Origin of the sequence: Legionella qingyii, from assembly GCF_003990155.1 — a bacterium.
In the GTDB taxonomy this organism is placed as follows: domain Bacteria; phylum Pseudomonadota; class Gammaproteobacteria; order Legionellales; family Legionellaceae; genus Legionella; species Legionella qingyii.
Genome location: NZ_RZGX01000010.1, coordinates 45,100 through 66,372, shown reverse-complemented (window position 1 = coordinate 66,372; position 21,273 = coordinate 45,100). Strand labels below are relative to the sequence as shown.

Below are 21,273 nucleotides of genomic sequence, written 5' to 3'. Positions count from 1 at the left end.
TACTTAGTAGATACCTGATTAAATTATATACATATAACCGGGATACGCAAATGTGCTACTTATTGATTCATGGTAAATTGAATTAACGTTATGGAACTCTAGATATTAATAATCTAATGTTCCATAACGTTGAATTGAGGCCATAGAAAAGAATTATGATACAACCCATAACTGCATAAAATCATCCACTTTCATTGCCGCAAGTTCATTTGTATCACTCATTGCTTGCATAATTCGTTCAACACGATCTGCATGAAATTGGGTGCTTATGTTCTTTTTAAATTTGGATAATAAAACAGGAATTCCTTCCTCGCGTCTGCGTTTATGGCCAATTGGATATTCCACAGTAATCAAATCACTTTCGGTACCATCTTTAAATATGATTTTGATACTGTTTGCAATCGAACGTTTTTCCGGATCGTGGTACTCACGAGAAAAACGTTCATTTTCAGTAACATGCATTTTTTCACGTAATGCATCTATCCTGGGATCTGCGGCGATGTCATTTTCATAATGTTCTGCCTTTAAATCACCAAATAATAAACCGATAGCAACCATATACTGTAAACAATGATCTCTATCAGCTGGATTGTGCAAAGCACCTTGTTTACTGATAATTCGAATTGCAGATTCATGGGTTACTAAATCAATTCGAGCAATATCATCAAAACGATGTTTCACAATGGGATGCAGCATTACAGCACACTCAACAGCAGTCTGTGCATGAAATTCAGCAGGATAAGATAACTTAAATAAAACATTTTCCATAACATAACTGCCATAAGGACGTTGAAACTTAAATATTTTTTTGTCAAAAAGCACATCATAGAATCCCCAGGTAGGAACGCTTAATGCACTTGGATAACCCATTTCTCCGGCTTTAGCAATTAATGCTAACCGTACTGCTCTTGACGTAGCATCCCCTGCCGCCCATGATTTTCTTGAACCAGCATTGGGAGCATGTCTATAAGTTCTGAGGCTTTGGCCATCGACAAAAACTTGAGATAAAGTTCTTAACATCATATCTCTATCTGCACCAAAGAGCTGAGCAGCAACAGCAGCACTAGCAACTTTAACTAAAAAGACATGATCCAGACCAACTCGGTTGAAACTGTTTTCCAAAGCCAAACAGCCTTGAATTTCATGCGCCTTAATCATGGCAGTAAGCACATCCTGCATTAAAATTGGTGCTTTACCCGTAGTACAATTTTGCCGGCACATATAATCTGCTACTGCAAGAATAGCACCTAAATTGTCAGAAGGATGCCCCCACTCTGCAGCAAGCCATGTGTCATTAAAATCCAGCCAGCGTATCATAGCACCGATATTGAATGCAGCCTGAATAGGGTCTAGCTCATATCCTGTACCAGGTACACGTGCTCCTCCAACAAGAGTAGCACCGGGAACAACTGGGCCCAAAAGTTTGGTACATTCAGGAAAATTTAACGCCAAAATACCACATCCCAACGTATCCATGAGACATAAACGTGCTGTCTCATAAGCCAAAGCGCTATCAATTTTCTTGTTTAGCACATAATCCGCAATATCAATCATAACCTGATCGTAATCAGGCTTAATGTTATCTTCTACATAACTGTGCATAATAACCTCTTGTATCTAATAATGTTCTCATTAGAAAGCATTCCCGGGCTATGTTTGACAGCACCCAGGCTACATTCAAATTACATGTATTAATTAACTACCCTCTCGTCTCAATAGCTGGAAATTTTTGGGGTTCGGGTCCAGTATATTCAGATGTAGGTCTTATCAACTTGTTATTCGCTCTTTGCTCAAATACATGTGCTGCCCATCCTGTGATACGCGACATAACAAAAATGGGTGTGAACAAGAATGTAGGAATACCGCAGTAGTGGTATGCCGAAGCACTATAAAAATCTAAATTAGGGAATAATTTCTTTTCATTCCACATTACTTCTTCAATGCGTTCTGAGATGTGGTATAAAAGAAGATCGCCCTTAGCTTCACCCAATCGGAATGACCATTTTTTGATGATGTCAGAACGTGGGTCACTGGTGGTATATACTCGATGTCCAAATCCCATTATAAGGGCTTTATCATGCAACATTTTTTTGAGATCAGTTTCAGCTTGATCTGGACTATTAAAACGTCCTATAAGCTCCATTGCTGCTTCATTTGCCCCACCGTGTAAAGGACCGCGTAATGTACCAATAGCGCTCGTAATTGCGGAGTAAAAATCAGCCAGTGTTGCTGCAGTGACCCGTGCAGCAAAAGTAGAGGCATTAAATTCATGCTCAGCATATAAAATCAAAGAAACATTCATCATCTGAGCTTCGATTTTACTTGGCTTATGTCCATGTAATAAAGCAAGAAAATGAGCACCTATTGTTTGCTCATCACTTAAGCCAGAAATTTCTTTGTTGTGAAAATGCCATGCATACCAGTAGCACATTATCCCTGGAAATAAAGCCAGCAGCCGATCTGCAATATCATATTGTTCTGAAAAATTATTTTCTGGTTCAATTGTACCCAAAAATGAACAAGCGGTTCTTAGAACATCCATGGGATGTGTATTTTTAGGAATTAATTTAAGTACGGTTTTTAAAGTATCTGGCAATGTTTTAAGACTAACCAGTCTTTTTGTATACTCATCCAATTCCTTTTGAGTAGGTAGTTTTCCATAAAACAATAAATAGGCAACCTCTTCAAACGTAGCATATTCTGCCAAATCATCAATTGAGTAGCCTCTGTAATTCAAACCCTTCCCTGCTAGTCCAACTGTACAAATTGCTGATTGACCTGCAACAACTCCGGCTAAACCGCCGCTTTTAACACTCATTGTCTTCCTCCATCAATTGGTCTAGTTTTTGTTCGTATTCATAATAACCAAGTACTTCATATAGTTCCTCTCGAGTCTGCATTGTATCGAGCATAGACTTTTGCGTTCCATCCAGAAGAATCGCACGATAGGTATTTAGCGCTGCTTGTGACATGGCTCTAAATGCACTTAAGGGGTACAAAATTAATGATACACCTACCTGTTTAAGGTCTTCTTGATTAAATAAAGGAGTTTTCCCAAACTCGGTAATATTCGCCAAAACGGGTACGGGAACTGCCTGAGTAAAAGTTTGATAGTCTTCTAAACGTGTCATTGCCTCAGGAAATATCATATCAGCCCCTAATTCAACACAAAGTAATGCTCGTTCAATAGCCGCATTCATACCCTCAACAGCATAGGCATCAGTTCTTGCCATAATTACAAAATCAGGATCTTGGCGCGCATCAACGGCTGATTTAATTCGATCACCCATTTCTTTCAGAGACACAATGGCTTTATTGGGTCTATGCCCACATCGTTTTGCCAACACTTGATCTTCAATGTGAATGGCGGCGACGCCTGTTTTCTCCATGAGCTTTACCGTTCTGGCAATATTAAACGCATGCCCCCATCCAGTGTCCACATCGACGAGCAGTGGTAAAGGACACGCTTCGGTAATTCGACGTGCATCCTCAAGAACCTGAGATAAATTGGTCATGCCAAGGTCAGGTATGCCGTAAGATGCATTTGCAACGCCAGCTCCTGAAAGATATATTGCCTTAGCTCCAGCAGATTGTGCGAGCATAGCAGAATAAGCATTTATGGTACCCAATACGGGTAAGGGTTTATTTTCTTTGACTGTCTGTTTGAAGGCTTTTCCCATGGAACTTGCCATTAGCTGTCACTCCTTGATCGTAATGTAAACCTATCCAGCTGGAAAAATAATATGGAACTCGAGCCTTTCGTCAAAGCATCGATAGTTCGTTTCATCCCAGCTACAAGGATAATATTATGCTCTAATGAGAATACCATCTCAATCGATTTTAATCTCACCCCTAATTATATTTTTACGTAAGAAACGTGCAGGCGATAAAGCATATTGCAAGTTTCTGGGTAAACAACCTATTTCGTTATTAATTACAGATGCAAGCCATTCCGCACATAAAGGAATTGTTGTCAGGCCTCGAGAACCAAATCCAGCACAAGCATAAAGACCAGGATAATAAGGACCTGCTTGGGCTATCCAACGTTTTGCATTAGTTTCCAATCGAGCAAATTGCTGTAGAAATTGTTCGGCATCAGCAATTTTACCAACTAAAGGAAGATAATCGGGAGTTGATGCTCTGACTCCAGCCCAATGATTGTTTACGGTTCCAGACCACAAAACCTCAGGTGCTAATTGTTTAAGTTTAGCTAAATTACTTTGATCATCCTGTGGTTTGATTTGGGAGTCCGCTGATTTTAACTCATAGGTAGCACCGAGCAGGTGTATACCTTGTATTGCTGGAAGCACATGACCATCGCCACAAAGAGGCATTTTTAAGCAAGCACTTTGCTCTGTTGAGGAAATTCCTGTCATTTGCCCACGTATCGGTTTAACTGGCAAATACTCTGTTTCTTTAAAAGAGCTGATTTTGTGACCATTCGCCAAAATGAGCACTTCTGCTTCTAAATCATTCACAAACCATCGTTTATCAAAATTCAATTGGCTTACAGAAGTATCAGTAAGCAAGGAAATACCTTCTGCATTCACTAAATACTTACATAATTCCGGAGAATTAATCCATCCTGATAAAGGGATATGTAATCCGGGTTTGTCTAAAGATAGTCCTGTCAACTCTGATGCCCGCTCTGCATCTACGAGAGATCCCAACTCGGGGTAATGAGTAAGCCAGGAACGTAAGCTGGACTGAGCGGCTTTTTCTTTCTCAGAGTATGCAAGTAATAATGAGCCATTCAGTTCACCAATCTGTGTTTGATTTAAAACACATTGATACGTTCGTGCAGCGTATAAAAACGCGGTTAACATAAATTGAGTTAAAGGAGATCGGTAGGCAGATAGTTTAGGAAATAAAACTGCTTGCTGATTTGCCGACCCCCCGCTACCGACTTGACCCATTTCATCAATAATTGTTACGTTCCACCCTCTCTTATTAAGTGCATGAGCTGTAAAACAACCAGCTAAACCGGCACCGACAATAATCGCTGATTTGCTGAAATACTTTTCAGGCTTCCCCACATGCCAAGGTGCGTGTCGTTTCGCGTTATTTTGTATCGGTGTTTTCGTAAAACGAGCACAAATCATATGACGTTTTGGCCCAAATCCTGTACGTTTTTCTACATCAAATCCATTCTGGCTTAATCCTGCTTTAACAGAGCCTGCGGCGGTATAGGTTGCTAAAGTGGTATTTTCTTTAGATAACATCGCTATTACGTTAATCAAAGCATCAGACCACATACTTTTATTTTTAGCTGGGGCAAAGCCATCTAGAAACCATGCATCAATAAAAGCCGTTCTAAGTTCCTTTTCTAGCGTAGATTCGCCACAAATTAGTAGTTGTTCATAACATTCTAGGGCATCGCCTAACATTAAGGTCAGTGTTACTCTGCCATTACAAAAAGACAAATGATGATATCCAGGAGTCAAGACTGGATAGCTTGTTATAAGCTGCAGGGCATACTTTTCCAATTGTGGCCAGGAGGCAAGACTTTTTCTTAAATCAGCAAGAGATAAAGGATGTTTTTCACATGAAATAAAATGCAACTGGCTGGACTTGGGTGCATATTGCTCCCATAAACTCCAGCTTACGAGAAAATTCAAACCAATTCCAAAGCCCGTTTCTGCAATCGTAAACCTTTGAGGTTTATCATCAGAAAATGATTGCCAGCGGTTAATTAAATCATTTCCATCAACAAATACATGAAGGGCTTGATTTATTCCGCCTTCAGAAGAATGGTAAATGTCATCATATCGTGTCGAGAAAGGCAGAGTATCATGCCAATCCACCTCTGCCTTATTTATAGGTACAAAAAAATTACTCACATACAACTACTCGATTCGTAGCCATCCCTTTGGCTTCTTTTAATTCAGTTGGCTTTTTTTCCTGAATTAAATCCCTTAACTTAGGCACTAGGATAAAAAGTACAATTGAAGAACCAATTGCAAATAATCCTAACATTAAAAATACATGGCTATAACCACTATTAGTTACTAAAGGTGAAACACTATCTTGCCCTTCAATCATCAAATTTGAACTATAGCTAGATAAAGTTGCACCAACCCCAGAATTAAGCATCCACATTCCCATCATCACACCCTGTAATGTTGTAGGAGCCAAATATCCTATCATAGCATAACCAATTGGAGATATTAAAAGCTCACCAATACTCTGCAAAACATAACTCAAGATAATCCAGCTGGGATTCACTAGTCCTTCATAATTGGCATAAGCAATACCAATAGGCAATATTACAAAAGCGATACCAATAAGCAGCAATGACAATGCAAACTGGGTTGGAATATTAATTTGAACCCCATTTTTACGCATTTTATGCAACAATACACCTAACAATGGACCTCCAATAACAATTGCGACTGTATTTATATTTTGGAACCATTGTGGTGGAATAATCCAACTTGCATACTCACGCTGAACATTATGATCAATAAAAAATGTAAGCCCCATGGGTGCTATTTGGTACAGCATCCAAAAAACAGTCCCTACAACCATAAACACTGCAAATGCTACTATTTTATCTTTAGCCTCTTTTGTTGGTTGTTTTCTTGCCAGATATAAAATAACTCCGAGCATTACAATGCCTGTTATCAAAACTAATTTTTTAGCCCAGTCAGCATATTGGAGCATTTGACCTAAAAAGAAAGGAAGAACTAAAATCAGGATGCAACCTAACAGAACAGCTCTTTTCTGAGAAACCTTATCTTTTTTAGAGAAAATTGTATCTTTATCTGATAATTGCTGCCAACAATATAAACAAATGATTAAGGCAATCAAATTCCCTAAACTACTAAGCAAAAAAAGTCGCTCATAGTTCTGAGTCAACTGAAATAGTCCACTCAAACTAAAACCAACAAAAAAACCGATATTCATACCTGCATAATTCATGAGAAATGCTGTTTCCCGTCGAGTATCTTCTGGAGAGAAACATTGAGTTAACATACAGTTCACGCATGTTACATTTAAACCAGAGCCGGTTAAGAAAGCTGCCAAACCATAATAGAGAAATGAAATATCGCCGAATGACAACAGGACGCAGCCAATAATTTGCGCTACCATTCCCGCACAAAACAACGCACGATTAGAGAGCAAACGCCCACCCCAAAAACCTCCAAGTAAATGCAACCCATAATTAAATGCGATAAAAACACCCATGATACTGTTGGCGGTGCTAATTTGGAGTCCTAATTTACCCTTCATATACAAAACAAGTGTAGAGTACAAAACGCTAAAACTTAAAGTAGAAACAATTTGAATAAAAAAAAGAGGAATGATTCCTTGGGGCATTGACTTAATAAATTCCTTTTTATTTGTCATTATCGACATATGACCTTCCTTGTTTATTCAAGATCGTCTTTGAATATGACATGTGGAAAAATCACTGTCTAGGTATTTTAATAAATATATTTTAAAAATATATTATTTCAATAGGTTATTATGCTGCATTACAACAAAATCCGTTTATTGAGAGATAAATAAACTTCTTTAAAACTGGGTGCCGCTATTGCTTCACCCAGCCTAAAAAAGCATCTGGTCGACACCTTACAATGCTATCTTTTTAATTGATTAAGAACTTCCTCGGCGGCCATTTGGGTTTTAGTGACTTCATTTTCACCATGGGCACTGGATACAAATCCAGCTTCATACATAGAGGGAGCAAAATAAATACCTTTCTCTAACATTCCATGATAGAACTTTTTAAATAAAACCTCGTCAGAGGCAGCAACATCAGCATAATCCGCAATGCGTTTTTTTTCTGTAAAACAAAAACCAAACATGCCACCTAATGAAGCAGTAAAAAATGGAATATTTAACATTTCAGCAACAGAAGCTAAAGCCTGAGTTAAGCTTTGAGTTGTTTCACTTAACTGTGCAAAAAAACCTGGTTTTTCAATTTCAGATAAAGTTGCAAGACCTGCTGCCATAGCTAATGGGTTACCAGAAAGAGTACCTGCTTGATACACTGGTCCCTCAGGGGCTAAAAAGGACATAATTTCTGCCTTACCACCTAAAGCACCCACAGGCATTCCCCCTCCAATGACTTTACCAAGAGTAGTAATATCAGGGGTGATACCAAATACCCCCTGGGCTCCAGTTAACCCTACTCTAAAACCAGTCATTACTTCATCAAATATCAATAAAGCATTATATCGATCGCATAATTGACGTAATCCATTCAAGAACTCTTGTTCAGGTAAAACAAACCCCATGTTTCCAGCAACTGGTTCCAATATTACTGCTGCAATATCATCAGGAAATTTTTCAAATAATTGTGCCGTTTGTTCCAGGTTATTAAAGTTTGCAGTTAAAGTATGTTCTGTAACGCTTTGTGGGATTCCCGGCGTAGATGGGATGCCTAATGTAAGAAGACCAGAACCTGCTTTGACTAGCAAACTATCACTATGTCCATGATAACAACCATTAAATTTAATAAATTTATTTTTTTTGGTTACACCACGCGCCAATCTAATGGCAGTCATCGTTGCCTCAGTACCAGAATTAACCATTCGTACTTTTTCAATCGAGGGAATTAACGAGATTATTTTTGCAGCCAATTGTACTTCAAGCTCTGTAGGCGCGCCAAAACTCATGCCACTATGCAGCACATTATTTACTGCTTCAATTACAGCTGGATGACAATGCCCAAGAATTAATGGCCCCCACGACCCAACATAATCAATGTACTCATTATTATCAACGTCAACAAGATAAGCACCTTTACCTTGTTTAAAAAAAATCGGATCGCCACCGACACCTTTAAATGCCCTTACTGGTGAATTGACACCTCCAGGAATAAGCGCTTGAGCCTGATGAAATAAATCTGTTGAGCGAGTCATAAAAATCTCCATAATTTTGCAGTATAATATTACAGAGAATATTAAAAATTGGCAAAAAAAGCAGTTTATCTTTACATCGACGTCCACAATAGCTAAATTACGCTATTTTAAATGAGTATTATCATGCAAGAATATAAAAAATATATTTGTGTCATCTGTGGTTTTATTTATGATGAAGCTGAGGGTTGGCCTGAGGATGGAATTGAGCCAGGAACACGTTGGGAAGACGTACCAGAAAACTGGTTCTGTCCAGATTGTGGCGCTGGTAAAGAAGATTTTGATATGGTGGAAATGGAATAAGTTTCAATATTAGTACCTTTATCAAGAACATACGAAACCCGGGATCAAGAGATTTTAGAAAGTTAGGAGTTCCGGGTTCCACTTCACTTAACCAGGCTACGAGTTTAGAACTACGGTTTCACCACAACCAAAATCACGATCCCTATTAGCAGCAGAGTTGGTAATTCATTATAAATTCGAAAGAAACGAGAGTTTTTTTGATTTTTATGCTGTGCAAACAACTTTAAATAATGCCCACATAAGAGGTGGTAAATCCATAAAATAACCACCAGACTCAATTTAGCATGCATCCATCCCACACTCATGTAATAAGACAGATTATAGCTAATAAGCCATATTCCCAATAAAGTGGTCAGTATCGCAGCAGGCCACGTAATTCCATAATAGAGCCGCCTCTCCATTATTTTAAAACGAGTAAGACTCGTCTCATCCTGAGTATCAGCATGATAAACAAATAGTCTGGGTAAATAAAATAATCCGGCAAACCAGGCAACCATAGCAATAATATGAAATGCTTTAATAAACAACATAATTAATTTCCTGAACGATGCTTTCGTTTTTTCCGTGAGTGTTTCAGCAAATTCAGCGACTCAACACCTAAAGAAAATCCCATGGCAAAATAAATATATCCTCGAGGAATATGGAAAGAAAACCCATCTGCAACAAGGACCATTCCAATCAAAATTAAATAACTTAGTGCAAGCATTTTGATTGTAGGATGTTCTTTAATAAATGCGCTTACTACTTCACTTGCAAAAATCATTATTAGGATGGCGCAAGTAATCGCAACAGCCATCACCCAAAAATATGAGGTCAAGCCCACTGCTGTCAACACACTGTCTAAGGAAAATATAATATCCATTAATGCAATTTGGAAAATAACTGCACGAAATGTTGCCTTAAAAGTTACTGTCTTTTCATCCGTTGCTACAAGCTCTTCGGTCACATCCTGGTGAATTTCTTCTGTTGCTTTCCAAATTAAGAAAGCACCACCTCCCATGAGGAAAAAATCACGAGCAGAAAACGACATGTCAGCCACGGTAAGTAATGGTTTGGTTAATTTGATGAGATCTACTGCCAGCGCCAGCAAGATTAAACGCATAACCCAAGAAAGCGTGAGCCCCCATCGCCTTGCTTTTTTTCTCTGTTTTGGGGGTAATTTTTCAGACAAAATAGATAAAATTACCAAATTGTCAATTCCCAAAACTATTTCTAATATAATTAAGACAATTAAGCCTATTGTAATATCAATAAAATCCATCAAATCCCCAGATGTCAGAAATTGAAAAATTATATGATATACTCTTAACTAGATATTTACCTACATCTTTTTGTATAATCCACAACACAAAATTTTACTGAAAGATCAAGGTTTGTAAGCACAAAAGATTCACTTTATTCTTTTGCTTCGATATAATATAAATTTTTTATTAGTCTTGTGAGATAGAAAGATCATCAAATTTATTAAAAAGCTATTAAAGAGAAACAGGGCTCATGTGCCAGCTGTTGCCTCAGCTTATATCATCCCAAGGAATAAACATTCCATATCTAAAGCGGACATTAGCAGCAATGCGCTCAAAGTGCTTAACCGCTTAATTAGTGCTGGCTTTCAAGCATACATTGTTGGAGGCAGCGTTAGGGATTTATTACTGCATAAGGCTCCCAAAGATTTCGATGTTGCAACCGATGCAACGCCAAATCAAGTTAAGAATTTGTTTCGAAATGGACGAATTATTGGGCGTCGATTCAAGCTTGTACATATACTGTTCCATCGCGAAATTATTGAAGTAGCTACGTTCCGAAGTCATGTGGCGGAGGATGAGAATCAACAAACAAATGAACGTGGAATGTTAGTGCGTGATAATGCCTATGGCTCCCTTGATGAAGATGCCTGGAGACGTGATTTCACAATTAACTCGCTTTACTACAACATCAATGATTCCTCTATTGTTGATTTTACTGGCGGTGTAAAAGATGTTGAAAATAAGCTTATTCGCATGATTGGTGACCCAGTAAAACGTTATCAGGAAGACCCCGTACGCATGTTGCGTGCAATTCGCTTTAGTGCCAAATTAAATTTCAAACTTGCACAAGAGACGGAAGCACCTTTTCCTGAGATTAGTCATCTTATTACTCATGTTTCCAGTTCACGCTTATTTGATGAAATGACGAAGCTATATCAATGTGGCAATGCGGTAGCAGTTCAAAGATTGCTCATGCAATATGGCTTGTTTCAACATTTATGCCCTCAAACAAATGCTCTATTGAACAGCGCTCATCCAGTACATGCATTATTGGCTATTGCTCTTGAGAACACAGATACTCGTATTCATGAAGAAAAACCCGTAACCCCAGCATTCTTATTTGCGGTTCTTTTATGGTTCCCCATGATTGAACGCGCACAGGAACTACAAAAAACTGGAATAGATCCACTGCCTTCTATAGATAAAGCAATGTCACTTGTCATTGCAGAACAAAATCAAATTATTTCAATTCCCAAACGCTATACACAAATTATTCGTGAAATCTGGTTATTACAGTATCGCTTTGCAAAAAGACTTGGAGGAAGAGCCTTTAATCTTTTGCAACACCCTCGTTTTAGAGCAGCCTTTGATTTCATGGCGTTACGTGCCCTTGCAGGCGATGAATCTATGGAGCTAGCGCAATGGTGGACAGCTTTTCAAGATGCTGGTGAAGCAGAGCAAGCTAAAATGGTAGCCCAACTCAAACCAGATATGCCTAAGCGTAAGCGACGCCGTAAGCCCAAAAGCAATAAAGTTAGTGATCCACAATGAATGTTTGTTATTTAGGTCTGGGCTCAAATCAGCAAGTGCCTGAACGTCAACTTCGAAAAGCAATTAAATCTATAAAAGCTTTGCCCTCTACTGTGGTTACCAAAATTTCCTCTTTTTATTGGAATAAAGCCTGGGGATTGCAAGGTCAACAAGATTTTTGTAATACAGTAATCGAGATCGCTACTCGTTTATCTCCTTCACAATTACTTGATGCATGCCAGAAAATTGAAAAGAAACAGGGGCGAGTTCGAAAAAGGCACTGGGGACCAAGAGTTATTGATATTGATATTTTGTTTTATGAAAATCAAATTATCCGATCTAAAAAACTTGTAATTCCCCATCCACAGATTCAATTTAGAGATTTTGTCTTAATTCCTTTAATGGAAATAAATCCCAATTACAAATTTAAAAAATCTTGATTGTAAAATTATCTCATCTACTCCTGATTAATGCCTAATAAATAAACTACGAACTGCCAAGCATCAACCTCAAAGTAAATTATTTTCACATTTTGTGATGTAAAATAGGTACTTATATCAAGGAATCTACTATTATTTACAATAATAATTTTAATTGTGAGGCTACAATGTATAAGAATATTTTATTTGCTACGGATTTGCTCAAGGAACATAATCATCTCACAGAAAAAGCAATCGCTATCGCAAAGCAATTTAGTGCCAAATTATATCTGTTACATGTCATTGAACTACCTGCTAGTTTCCAATTAGCTCAAGGACTTGGTTTTACAGAGTTAGCCAACCCAGCTAAAGACGATGCACAGACTGTGTTAGCCCTATTGGGAGAAAATTTTAACATTCCACGCAACCATCAATTTGTCGAAGTAGGTTCGGTAAAAGAGCATATTTTTAATAAGGTAAAAGAATTGGATTGTCAGCTTATTATTATTGGCAGTCATTCTTCTGTTGGTTTGCATTCGTTCTTGGGGAGCACAGCACATGCTACAGTTAATCATGCCCCTTGTGATGTATTAACATTACGACTTTAAAAATTAATTTTTTATCAGCGCTATTATTAAAGGATTAATGATGCAAATCACATTTCTTGGTGCCACTGGAACTGTAACAGGTTCCAAATATCTTCTGTCGTTTAATAAAAAGAATATTTTGGTAGATTGTGGGCTTTTTCAAGGACCTAAAGAGCTACGATTAAGAAATTGGAATCCACTCCCATTCAGTCCTGAACTCTTGGATGCCATTATTCTCACCCACGCTCATATTGACCACTCGGGATATTTACCACTGTTAGTTAAGAATGGATTTAATAAACCAATATATTGCACTTATGGGACTAAAGATTTATGTGACATATTATTACCTGACAGTGCACACTTACAAGAAGAGGATGCCAGACATGCTAATGAACATCATTATTCCAAACATCGCCCTGCTCTTCCTCTATATACCGCAGCTGATGCAGAAAATGCATTACAACTATTTAAGCCCCAAGCTTACAATAAGATAATTAACCTACATGACAATATCAGTTTTCAATTAATTCCAGCGGGACATATTATAGGTTCGTCCTTTGTAAGGCTACAGCATCAAGATACATCACTTCTTTTTAGTGGAGATTTGGGTAGAATGCATGATCCCGTTATGAAAAAACCCACTGAAATTAAGCAAACTGATTATCTTGTGATTGAGTCAACCTATGGAGACCGTCTTCATGAAAAAGAACCACCTAAGGTGACTTTAAAAAATATTATCAATAAAACCATTCATCGAGGAGGTTCAGTAATTATTCCCGCATTTGCTGTTGGGCGTTCACAAATAATACTGCACTATCTTTCTGAATTAAAAAAAGAAAATGCAATTCCAGATGTACCTATATATCTCGACAGTCCTATGGCCATCAATGCGACACAAATCTTATATAAACACATAGAAGATCTTCGCTTGACTCCAACCCAATGTCAGGATCTCTGTGATGTAGCCACATACGTGCAAGATGTAGGAGAATCGATTGAGCTTGACTTGGATAAATCACCCAAAATAATTCTTTCTGCAAGTGGCATGGCCTCTGGTGGACGAATCGTATATCACATCAAAGCGTACGCATCAGATCCACGTAATACCTTATTATTTACTGGATTTCAGTCTGAGGAGACTCTGGGCGCAGAGATAATCTCAGGTAAAAAGTTTATTGAAACTCATGGCAAAATTATCCCTATAAATGCTCAAGTTGAATCAATGCACAGCACCTCAGCACATGCAGATTATGGCGAGATACTTGGTTGGCTTAATCAGTTTCAACAACCACCTAAAAAGACTTTTATAACGCATGGGGAGCCCGAGGCCTCCTTATCTTTAAAATCTAAAATTGAAACACAGCTCGGTTGGCAATGCGATATTCCTGAATATGGACAAAAAGAACAATTATGAGCAAAAAGCACACTACCTTGACGCTGAAATATTTGGGGATTAATACCCATAAGGAACCTGTCATTTACATGCGTGATGATTGTTATATATGTAAATCAGAAGGATTCACTGCTCAGGCTCGTGTTAGAGTAATACTAAATGAACGTTCTATTGTTGCCACAGTGAATACAGTTGAATCCAATTTATTAAGACATAATGAAGCAGGTCTTTCAATTTATGCTTGGGAACTACTCGCTGCAAAAGAAGGCGATAAAATTGCATTATCTCATCCACAACAACTGGACTCTCTAAGTTACATTCGCTCAAAGATTTATGGAAATGAGCTCTCTGCAGAACAAACAACCCATATAATCAATGATATCGTGTCAGGACAACTCTCTGACATTAATATTGCCATGTATCTTGCCGCCAGTGGCGGAGATAGGCTTTCAAATAAAGAGATTATTGATCTAACTCGAGCGATGATTCATTCTGGTCAGCAATTATCATGGGACATGCCTTTCATTGTTGACAAGCATTCTGTGGGCGGTTTACCAGGAAATCGTACGACCCCTATTGTGGTTTCAATTGTTGCTGCTTTCGGCTTAGTTATTCCTAAAACATCTTCTCGTGCCATCACATCACCTGCAGGAACAGCAGATACGATGGAAGTATTCACTAACGTCGACCTGAACATTAATGAAATGAAAAACGTTGTTGAGCAAGAAAATGGCTGCCTTGTTTGGGGGGGCTCTATGGCTTTAAGCCCAGCAGATGATTTACTCATCCGAATTGAGAGAACTGCAAATATCGATAGTGAAGGACAAATGGTCGCTTCAATTTTATCAAAAAAAATTGCCGCAGGTTCTAATCATCTTGTCATTGATATGCCTATAGGGACTACAGCTAAAGTTCGTTCAATTGAACGCGCCAATTCGCTAAAAAAATTATTAAAATTTGTTGCCGAAGAGTTTGATATCAGAACAAAAGTAATATTAAGTGATGGTTCACAGCCAGTAGGCCGTGGAATAGGACCTGTTCTTGAGGCACTTGATGTATTATCAGTACTGAATTGCGATAAACATGCGCCACAAGATCTACGTGAGCATGCTTTAGTATTAGCGGCTCATATCATAGAATTTTCCCCTCAGGTTTTACCGGGACAAGGATTGGGTATTGCAACTCACCTTCTAAACAGTGGCAAGGCATTAGCTAAATTTGAAGCAATTTGTAGGGCTCAAGGCGGCCTGCGTGAGATTAAAAAAGCTCCAATTGTTCATACTGTAGAATCAAAACTCTCGGGTATCATAATTAACATTGATAATCGACACATTTCTCAATTAGCTAAATTGGCAGGGGCACCACGCTCAAAAGCTGCAGGCGTTGAGTTATTAACTCCCCTGCATTCAATAGTAAAAAAATCTGAACCTCTTTTTAGAATCTATGCAGACACACGAGGAGAGCTCAATTATGCTCTTGATTTCTTAAAGCAGGGTCATGAAGTATTTCAAATTGAGGCCAGCGTATGAAAAAATCACCCATCATTTTTGCACTATTTGGACACGATGAGCTGACATCTACAATTCATCATAAATGTCATTATGAGCTAGGAAAAATCAGTTTCCATCAATTTCCTGATAAAGAAACTCTTGTGAAAATTGAATCCGATGTAGCAAAGCGCGTTGTTATATTTGTTGCCAATTTAGTACATCCTAATCCGAAAACTCTTCCTCTTCTATTTGCTGCACAAACAGCTAAGTCTTTAGGCGCATCGAAAATAGTATTAATAACTCCATATCTTACATATATGCGTCAAGACAAAGTATTTCAACCAGGCCAAGGGATTACATCCCTATACTTTGCGGAATTGATTTCCTCTTATTTTGATTACTTAATAACAGTTGACCCACATCTACATCGCTGGCCAGATTTAAATGCGATTTATAAAATACCAACTAAAGTACTTCATGCAACGTATAAGATTTCAGCTTGGATATCTCAGCATGTATCGAATCCAATTCTTATTGGACCTGATTCTGAAAGTGCACAATGGGTTGAATCAATTGCACAAAAGTCTTCCGTACCATTTACTATTTTAGAAAAAAGAAGATCAAGCGATACACAAGTAGAAATTTCTATCCCTGGAATAAAGCAATACCAGAACGCAACGCCAATTCTTATTGATGATATAATCTCGACGGGAATGACTATGATGGAAACATTAGCCCATTTAAGTGCATTAAATATGAAACCGGCTGTTTGCATTGGTGTTCATGCCGTTTTTGCAGAAAATGCATATCAAAAGCTTTTACTGTCCCGTGCAACAAAGATTATTACCTGCAATACAATTCCGCATACATCAAATAATATCGATGTCAGTCAGGATATTATCTATTTTTTGCTTAATTGGAATACCATAAATGAATAAAGTGACTACGCCTGAACAGCCTATTTATATAATTAAAACCTCTGGAGAAAAAGTACCATTTGATCCCCAACGTATCTATCGCTCATTAAAACGGGTTGGTACTGACGAAGCCCTCATTAACAAGATCATTAATGACGTATCTCAATCGATAGTCGAGGGAATGACAACACAAGAAATTTATCGAATTACCTTTCGTCACCTACGCAATGAATCAAGAAGCATCGCTGGAAAATATCATCTAAAACGTGCAATTATGCAACTTGGATTTTCTGGATATCCATTTGAAAAATTTGTTGCTGAAATTATGCGCCATCAAGGATTTAATGTCCTTAATAATCAAATTATTAAGGGATATTGCGTTAATCATGAAGTAGATGTAGTTGGAAAGCGCCAGAATGAGCATGTTTTTGTAGAATGCAAATACCATAATCGTTTGGGCCTTGCTTGTGATGTAAAGATTACCTTGTATATCAAGGCACGATTTCTTGATATTGAACAGGCATACAATAGAGAAAATCATGAACAACTCAAGGGTTGGCTTGTGACCAATACTCGCTTTACCAATGATGCAATACAATATGGTCAGTGTTCTGGTTTACATTTAATTGGCTGGGACTATCCCCAAAAAGGAAGTTTAAAAGAATTAATAGAGTGTTCTGGCCTATACCCTATAACCTGCATTACTAACTTTACAAAAGCTGAAATTGAATTCTTGCTTGGAGAAAACATTCTCTTATGCAAAACAATTAGTGAAAGTCCTAAACTTCTTAACAAATTAAATATTAGTGCGACAAGAATGAAACAGATTATTGCGCAATGCCATGCACTCTCTAAAAATTAATCGCTAACTTAGGGGTAGTATAACTTGATGAGGTAATTTGCCGTAACCCAGGAAATCTACGATAAGAAAAACCAGGCTCCACTTTGCTTCCCGCCAAGCTATGAGCCGAATCTTCTACACATCGCAGAAATAACCAGCCCAGATCTATTCCGACGTTCCGCGGCTTGTCCATGGGATTTAGGCGGTCTGCCCTAAAACACTACGCCCCACTAACAAATCGCCCAGCGTAGGCAAAGATGTGATTAAGAAACAGAGGCTACGAAGCAAGAAACAACACAAAAATATACTCCTACTTCTTTTTGCTTTTAGCTTTCTTTTTAACGTGACTCATTAATCTTCTTTTTTTATTTACTTGTCGCTGTGATAACTTAACCTTCTTATCTGCAAAAGGGTTTGTTCCGCCTTTAAACTCAAATTTTAGTGGAGTTCCGACTAATCCTAGATGTTTTATAAATTCATTACTAAGATAACGCTTATAGCTATCAGGTAAATCCGCCAATTGATTTCCATGGATGACAATCACCGGGGGATTGTGACCGCCAAGATGCGCATACCTTAATTTTATCCTGCGTCCATTCACACAAGGAGGAGTGTGTTTCGTGCTAATATCTTGAAGCAATCGAGTCAATCTTGGTGTTGAAAAAGATTGGACAGCTGAAGCATACGCTTCATTTATATCTTTAAATAAACCACCTACACCACTGCCATGCAATGCCGATATGAATCTTATTTTTGCAAAATTGGCGAAGTGTAATCTTCTAGATAATTCGCTTTTTACTTTTTCTTTATGCTCTTCATCTAAGCCATCCCACTTATTCACCGCAATAACTAATGCTTTTCCGGATTCAATAATAAAGCCGAGTAAATTCATGTCTTGATCAGTAATCCCTTCCCTGGCATCTAGAACTTGCAAACATACATTAGATTTTTCAATGGCTTGTAGCGTTTTAATCACAGAGAATTTTTCTATTTTTTCATCAATGCGCGATTTCCTACGTACACCCGCTGTATCAATTAGAACATAGTTTTGTTCATCTCTTACAAAAGGAATCGAAATACTATCTCTGGTTGTACCTGGCATATCATAAACAACGACTCGTTCCTCACCTAGAATTCGATTAATCAAAGTAGATTTACCAACATTAGGACGACCCGCAAAAGCGATTTTAATCGCATTATCTTCTTCATTTTCATCAATATGAGCTGAAAATGGTGATAAAACCTCTTCGAGTAGGGTTCTAATACCACTGCCATGCGATGAGGAAATAGAGTGAATATCTGCAATGCCTAGAGCATGAAAGTCGGCACAAACGACATCATCGTCCAGTCCTTCAGTTTTATTAACAACAAGGTGTACCTTTTTATTTAACTTACGTAAATTACTAGCAATTTTTTCATCAATACCAGTCAAGCCAGCTCTTCCATCAACCAAAAAAAGGACAATATCAGCCTCATTGAGCGCAATTTCTGATTGTTTAGACATTAAATTATCAACTGCAATATCGTCAACACCGATACCTCCGGTGTCGACAACAATATAGTGTTTATTTTCATGAATGGCTTGACCATATTGTCGGTCACGAGTTAAGCCAGGAAAATCAGCAACCAGGGCATCTTGTGTCTTAGTCAGCCTATTAAATAATGTAGACTTACCAACATTAGGACGTCCAACAAGTGCAATCACAGGGATCATTTATTAACTCACAGATAATTGATTTAGCATTCCGTTGTCTGTTAATACATATAACTTTCTTCCGCTCACGCTTGGAGAAATACTAACACCGCTTGAAACTTTTGATCGAGCTATAATTTCACCCGTCTGTGAATCAATAAAATGTAGATAACCAGTTTTATCACCTACTACCAAATCATTTTTAACCAATGCTGGCTCGGTTAATACTCTCGCCTTCAACCCAGTCTGTTTCCAATTGACTTGTCCACTGCGTTTATCAATAGACCAAACGACATCATGGCTGTCAGTAATATATAAAGTATTACCACTTAGAATCATATTTTTGAATACAGAACCTGGTTTTCTCCAAATAAACTGTCCGTCTGATAAAGACAGTGCCCCAATATAGCCTTGATAGCTCGCAAGATAAACCACATTATTTTCTACAATTGGATCTGCATCGATATCAACTAATCGCTCTACATCGCTTGGTCCTGACGCATAAGCAATACTTCGTTGCCACATAACACGGCCTGTTTTTAACTCTAATGCATCTAGCTTTCCATCAGAAAAGCCAATTAGAACCAGATTTCCCATGGCAACAGGAGATGAACTTGCCTTGAGGATTAAACTAGGGGAACCATGCTCTGTCATCCAAATTTGTTTGCCATCAGCTGCATTGAATGCATAAACTCGACCATCGATTGTCTTAACGATTACCTTTCCACCCAAAATAGCTGGTGGTGATAAAATTTCTCCGGTAACCTTTGTTTGCCATAATTTAGTACCATTATTCTCATTTAATACAACTAATGAAGAATTATTAGTGCCCACAGCAACATATCCACTGGCCACAGCAGGTCCACTGACCAAACCATGCTTCAATGCAGTAGACCATTTCATTTTGCCATTGTGCTTATTAATTGCTTGAACTAACCCACTGGCATCAGCAGTGTAAATAACCCCTCCTTTAACTACCGGTTTCAGTCTTAAATATTCTTTGCTTTTTGATGACTTACCAACAGCTACTGTCCAGTTTTGCTCGACTTTAACTTTGTCCTTAATTTGCTTGAGTTCTTTAGGTTTTGGCGTGTTATCTTTACCTAACATGTAATCATCAAGTTTTGAACACCCTTGGATTATGGTACAAAGAATTAAAATAAATAATTTCACTTTCATGAAAATCAAACCTCAATTTTTACAAAACATATCAATAAACACACTCATTATGTTTTAGCCCTGATAAAGAGAACATCAAAATGGTGTATGTTTTTATGAACCTCTTAAGCTGATAACAAAATGTTATGCAGATTCTACTTTTTTATCTCCAGAAACCATCGAATGCGACTTACTCGCAATTGCATTGGTTTTCATTTCCAAAAATAAATTACCCATTCCGTTATTTTTAACTTGATCTAAAGCCAGTTTATAGGAATTCATCGCCTCTTTATATTGCCCAGTGGCTCCATAAATATCACCTTTTAATTCATTAATAACTGGTAAATAAGTATCATCCTCAACACTACTCAATTCTTTAAGAGCATTTGTATAAGATTTTTCAGCTGCAAGGATACGTGCAATACGGATTTTGGCAATTTGCTTTAGAGTCGGCATCTTACTGTTCGAAGCAACAGCCTGCAACTCTTGTGCAGCCTTATCCAGTTTATTTTTCGACACATAAACTTTTGCAAGTGTCATATGTGCTGCGTCGGCATAAACCGTACGGCCGTGTTCATGAATTAATTCATTCGCATAGGCTCTTACTGCTTTGATATTTTGATTTGATAGAGCAACCATCATTTGCTCATATGCAACTGAAGCTTGTTGGGTAAGCTTTTCCTGATGCCAATGCAAATATCGATATCCGGCAATGCCAAAGAGTACAAGCGATAATACTACAGTGACGAGAGTACCGTATTGCTTCCACCATTTTTTTATCGATTCTAATTGTTCCTCTTCAGTCATATACACTGACATAACACTCTC

At 37.9% G+C, this 21,273-nt stretch carries 19 protein-coding genes; 8 read left to right on the top strand and 11 right to left on the bottom strand.

Translation table 11 applies throughout. The annotated features are described in order from the left end of the window. Positions 1-153: 153 nt before the first annotated feature. The 6 genes from ELY20_RS08805 to hemL form a co-directional block, all read right to left on the bottom strand. The gene (locus tag ELY20_RS08805; RefSeq protein ID WP_110142987.1) at positions 154-1,602 is read right to left on the bottom strand and encodes a bifunctional 2-methylcitrate dehydratase/aconitate hydratase; all 1,449 of its coding nucleotides are present in this window, start codon (positions 1,600-1,602) and stop codon (positions 154-156) included. Positions 1,603-1,699: 97 nt separating this feature from the next. Continuing rightward, positions 1,700-2,818, bottom strand: coding sequence for a bifunctional 2-methylcitrate synthase/citrate synthase (gene prpC / locus ELY20_RS08800; protein WP_110142988.1), 1,119 nt, complete (start codon positions 2,816-2,818; stop codon positions 1,700-1,702). After that, entirely contained in the window at positions 2,808-3,692 is an 885-nt protein-coding gene (prpB, locus tag ELY20_RS08795; RefSeq protein WP_110142989.1) for a methylisocitrate lyase, read from the bottom strand. Before prpB ends, prpC begins: the two co-directional genes overlap by 11 nt. A gap of 138 nt (positions 3,693-3,830) precedes the next feature. Next, a complete protein-coding gene (mnmC, locus tag ELY20_RS08790; protein WP_110142990.1) occupies positions 3,831-5,840 on the bottom strand; it encodes a bifunctional tRNA (5-methylaminomethyl-2-thiouridine)(34)-methyltransferase MnmD/FAD-dependent 5-carboxymethylaminomethyl-2-thiouridine(34) oxidoreductase MnmC in 2,010 nt (669 codons plus the stop codon). Continuing rightward, positions 5,833-7,359 carry a peptide MFS transporter gene (locus tag ELY20_RS08785; RefSeq protein ID WP_110142991.1) on the bottom strand — a complete coding sequence of 509 codons (1,527 nt, stop codon included), beginning with the start codon at positions 7,357-7,359 and terminating at the stop codon, positions 5,833-5,835. The genes mnmC and ELY20_RS08785 overlap by 8 nt, the downstream gene beginning before the upstream one ends. 224 nt (positions 7,360-7,583) lie before the next feature. Beyond that, positions 7,584-8,870 carry a glutamate-1-semialdehyde 2,1-aminomutase gene (gene hemL, locus ELY20_RS08780; RefSeq protein ID WP_165831610.1) on the bottom strand — a complete coding sequence of 429 codons (1,287 nt, stop codon included), beginning with the start codon at positions 8,868-8,870 and terminating at the stop codon, positions 7,584-7,586. Between the two features lie 123 nt (positions 8,871-8,993). Here hemL and ELY20_RS08775 point away from each other — a divergent pair, with 123 nt between their 5' ends. Beyond that, positions 8,994-9,170: a rubredoxin gene (locus ELY20_RS08775; protein ID WP_019232400.1), complete on the top strand. Its 177-nt coding sequence runs from the start codon at positions 8,994-8,996 to the stop codon at positions 9,168-9,170. A 110-nt stretch (positions 9,171-9,280) separates the two neighbouring features. Here ELY20_RS08775 and hemJ read toward each other — a convergent pair whose 3' ends face one another. Both hemJ and ELY20_RS08765 read right to left on the bottom strand, forming a co-directional pair. Further along, on the bottom strand, positions 9,281-9,700 hold the full coding sequence (gene hemJ / locus ELY20_RS08770; protein ID WP_110142993.1) for a protoporphyrinogen oxidase HemJ: 420 nt from the start codon (positions 9,698-9,700) through the stop codon (positions 9,281-9,283). A 2-nt stretch (positions 9,701-9,702) separates the two neighbouring features. Then, the gene (locus tag ELY20_RS08765) at positions 9,703-10,431 is read right to left on the bottom strand and encodes a TerC family protein (protein WP_110142994.1); all 729 of its coding nucleotides are present in this window, start codon (positions 10,429-10,431) and stop codon (positions 9,703-9,705) included. A gap of 235 nt (positions 10,432-10,666) precedes the next feature. Between ELY20_RS08765 and pcnB the strand changes: the two genes are divergently transcribed. From pcnB to ELY20_RS08730, 7 genes are all read left to right on the top strand, one after another. Beyond that, positions 10,667-11,965: a polynucleotide adenylyltransferase PcnB gene (gene pcnB / locus ELY20_RS08760; protein ID WP_199739249.1), complete on the top strand. Its 1,299-nt coding sequence runs from the start codon at positions 10,667-10,669 to the stop codon at positions 11,963-11,965. Continuing rightward, positions 11,962-12,384 carry a 2-amino-4-hydroxy-6-hydroxymethyldihydropteridine diphosphokinase gene (folK, locus tag ELY20_RS08755; RefSeq protein ID WP_110142996.1) on the top strand — a complete coding sequence of 141 codons (423 nt, stop codon included), beginning with the start codon at positions 11,962-11,964 and terminating at the stop codon, positions 12,382-12,384. The genes pcnB and folK overlap by 4 nt, the downstream gene beginning before the upstream one ends. A 167-nt stretch (positions 12,385-12,551) precedes the next feature. Beyond that, complete coding sequence (locus tag ELY20_RS08750; RefSeq protein WP_110142997.1) at positions 12,552-12,971, top strand: universal stress protein; 420 nt, start codon at positions 12,552-12,554, stop codon at positions 12,969-12,971. Positions 12,972-13,011: 40 nt separating this feature from the next. Continuing rightward, positions 13,012-14,367, top strand: a complete 1,356-nt coding sequence (locus ELY20_RS08745) for an MBL fold metallo-hydrolase RNA specificity domain-containing protein (RefSeq protein WP_110142998.1) — start codon at positions 13,012-13,014, stop codon at positions 14,365-14,367. Next, positions 14,364-15,875 carry a thymidine phosphorylase family protein gene (locus ELY20_RS08740; RefSeq protein ID WP_110142999.1) on the top strand — a complete coding sequence of 504 codons (1,512 nt, stop codon included), beginning with the start codon at positions 14,364-14,366 and terminating at the stop codon, positions 15,873-15,875. The genes ELY20_RS08745 and ELY20_RS08740 overlap by 4 nt, the downstream gene beginning before the upstream one ends. Beyond that, entirely contained in the window at positions 15,872-16,774 is a 903-nt protein-coding gene (locus ELY20_RS08735) for a ribose-phosphate diphosphokinase (protein ID WP_110143000.1), read from the top strand. Before ELY20_RS08740 ends, ELY20_RS08735 begins: the two co-directional genes overlap by 4 nt. Continuing rightward, the gene (locus ELY20_RS08730) at positions 16,767-17,615 is read left to right on the top strand and encodes an ATP cone domain-containing protein (protein WP_110143001.1); all 849 of its coding nucleotides are present in this window, start codon (positions 16,767-16,769) and stop codon (positions 17,613-17,615) included. Before ELY20_RS08735 ends, ELY20_RS08730 begins: the two co-directional genes overlap by 8 nt. 289 nt (positions 17,616-17,904) lie before the next feature. Here the strand turns inward: ELY20_RS08730 and der are convergent, their stop codons facing one another. The 3 genes from der to ELY20_RS08715 form a co-directional block, all read right to left on the bottom strand. Beyond that, positions 17,905-19,308 carry a ribosome biogenesis GTPase Der gene (gene der / locus ELY20_RS08725; RefSeq protein WP_110143003.1) on the bottom strand — a complete coding sequence of 468 codons (1,404 nt, stop codon included), beginning with the start codon at positions 19,306-19,308 and terminating at the stop codon, positions 17,905-17,907. A 3-nt stretch (positions 19,309-19,311) separates the two neighbouring features. Continuing rightward, positions 19,312-20,466: an outer membrane protein assembly factor BamB gene (bamB, locus tag ELY20_RS08720; RefSeq protein WP_110143004.1), complete on the bottom strand. Its 1,155-nt coding sequence runs from the start codon at positions 20,464-20,466 to the stop codon at positions 19,312-19,314. 123 nt (positions 20,467-20,589) lie between these two features. Next, entirely contained in the window at positions 20,590-21,264 is a 675-nt protein-coding gene (locus ELY20_RS08715) for a YfgM family protein (protein WP_110143005.1), read from the bottom strand. Positions 21,265-21,273 lie beyond the last annotated feature (9 nt).

Bases quoted from the DNA above. Each gene is read 5' to 3' on its own strand.
- ELY20_RS08805 (WP_110142987.1), bottom strand. From the start codon at position 1,602: ATGCACAGTTATGTAGAAGATAACATTAAGCCTGATTACGATCAGGTT.
- prpC (WP_110142988.1), bottom strand. From the start codon at position 2,818: ATGAGTGTTAAAAGCGGCGGTTTAGCCGGAGTTGTTGCAGGTCAATCA.
- prpB (WP_110142989.1), bottom strand. From the start codon at position 3,692: ATGGCAAGTTCCATGGGAAAAGCCTTCAAACAGACAGTCAAAGAAAAT.
- ELY20_RS08785 (WP_110142991.1), bottom strand. From the start codon at position 7,359: ATGTCGATAATGACAAATAAAAAGGAATTTATTAAGTCAATGCCCCAA.
- hemL (WP_165831610.1), bottom strand. From the start codon at position 8,870: ATGACTCGCTCAACAGATTTATTTCATCAGGCTCAAGCGCTTATTCCT.
- ELY20_RS08775 (WP_019232400.1), top strand. From the start codon at position 8,994: ATGCAAGAATATAAAAAATATATTTGTGTCATCTGTGGTTTTATTTAT.
- hemJ (WP_110142993.1), bottom strand. From the start codon at position 9,700: ATGTTGTTTATTAAAGCATTTCATATTATTGCTATGGTTGCCTGGTTT.
- ELY20_RS08765 (WP_110142994.1), bottom strand. From the start codon at position 10,431: ATGGATTTTATTGATATTACAATAGGCTTAATTGTCTTAATTATATTA.
- folK (WP_110142996.1), top strand. From the start codon at position 11,962: ATGAATGTTTGTTATTTAGGTCTGGGCTCAAATCAGCAAGTGCCTGAA.
- ELY20_RS08750 (WP_110142997.1), top strand. From the start codon at position 12,552: ATGTATAAGAATATTTTATTTGCTACGGATTTGCTCAAGGAACATAAT.
- ELY20_RS08745 (WP_110142998.1), top strand. From the start codon at position 13,012: ATGCAAATCACATTTCTTGGTGCCACTGGAACTGTAACAGGTTCCAAA.
- ELY20_RS08740 (WP_110142999.1), top strand. From the start codon at position 14,364: ATGAGCAAAAAGCACACTACCTTGACGCTGAAATATTTGGGGATTAAT.
- ELY20_RS08735 (WP_110143000.1), top strand. From the start codon at position 15,872: ATGAAAAAATCACCCATCATTTTTGCACTATTTGGACACGATGAGCTG.
- ELY20_RS08730 (WP_110143001.1), top strand. From the start codon at position 16,767: ATGAATAAAGTGACTACGCCTGAACAGCCTATTTATATAATTAAAACC.
- der (WP_110143003.1), bottom strand. From the start codon at position 19,308: ATGATCCCTGTGATTGCACTTGTTGGACGTCCTAATGTTGGTAAGTCT.
- bamB (WP_110143004.1), bottom strand. From the start codon at position 20,466: ATGAAAGTGAAATTATTTATTTTAATTCTTTGTACCATAATCCAAGGG.
- ELY20_RS08715 (WP_110143005.1), bottom strand. From the start codon at position 21,264: ATGTCAGTGTATATGACTGAAGAGGAACAATTAGAATCGATAAAAAAA.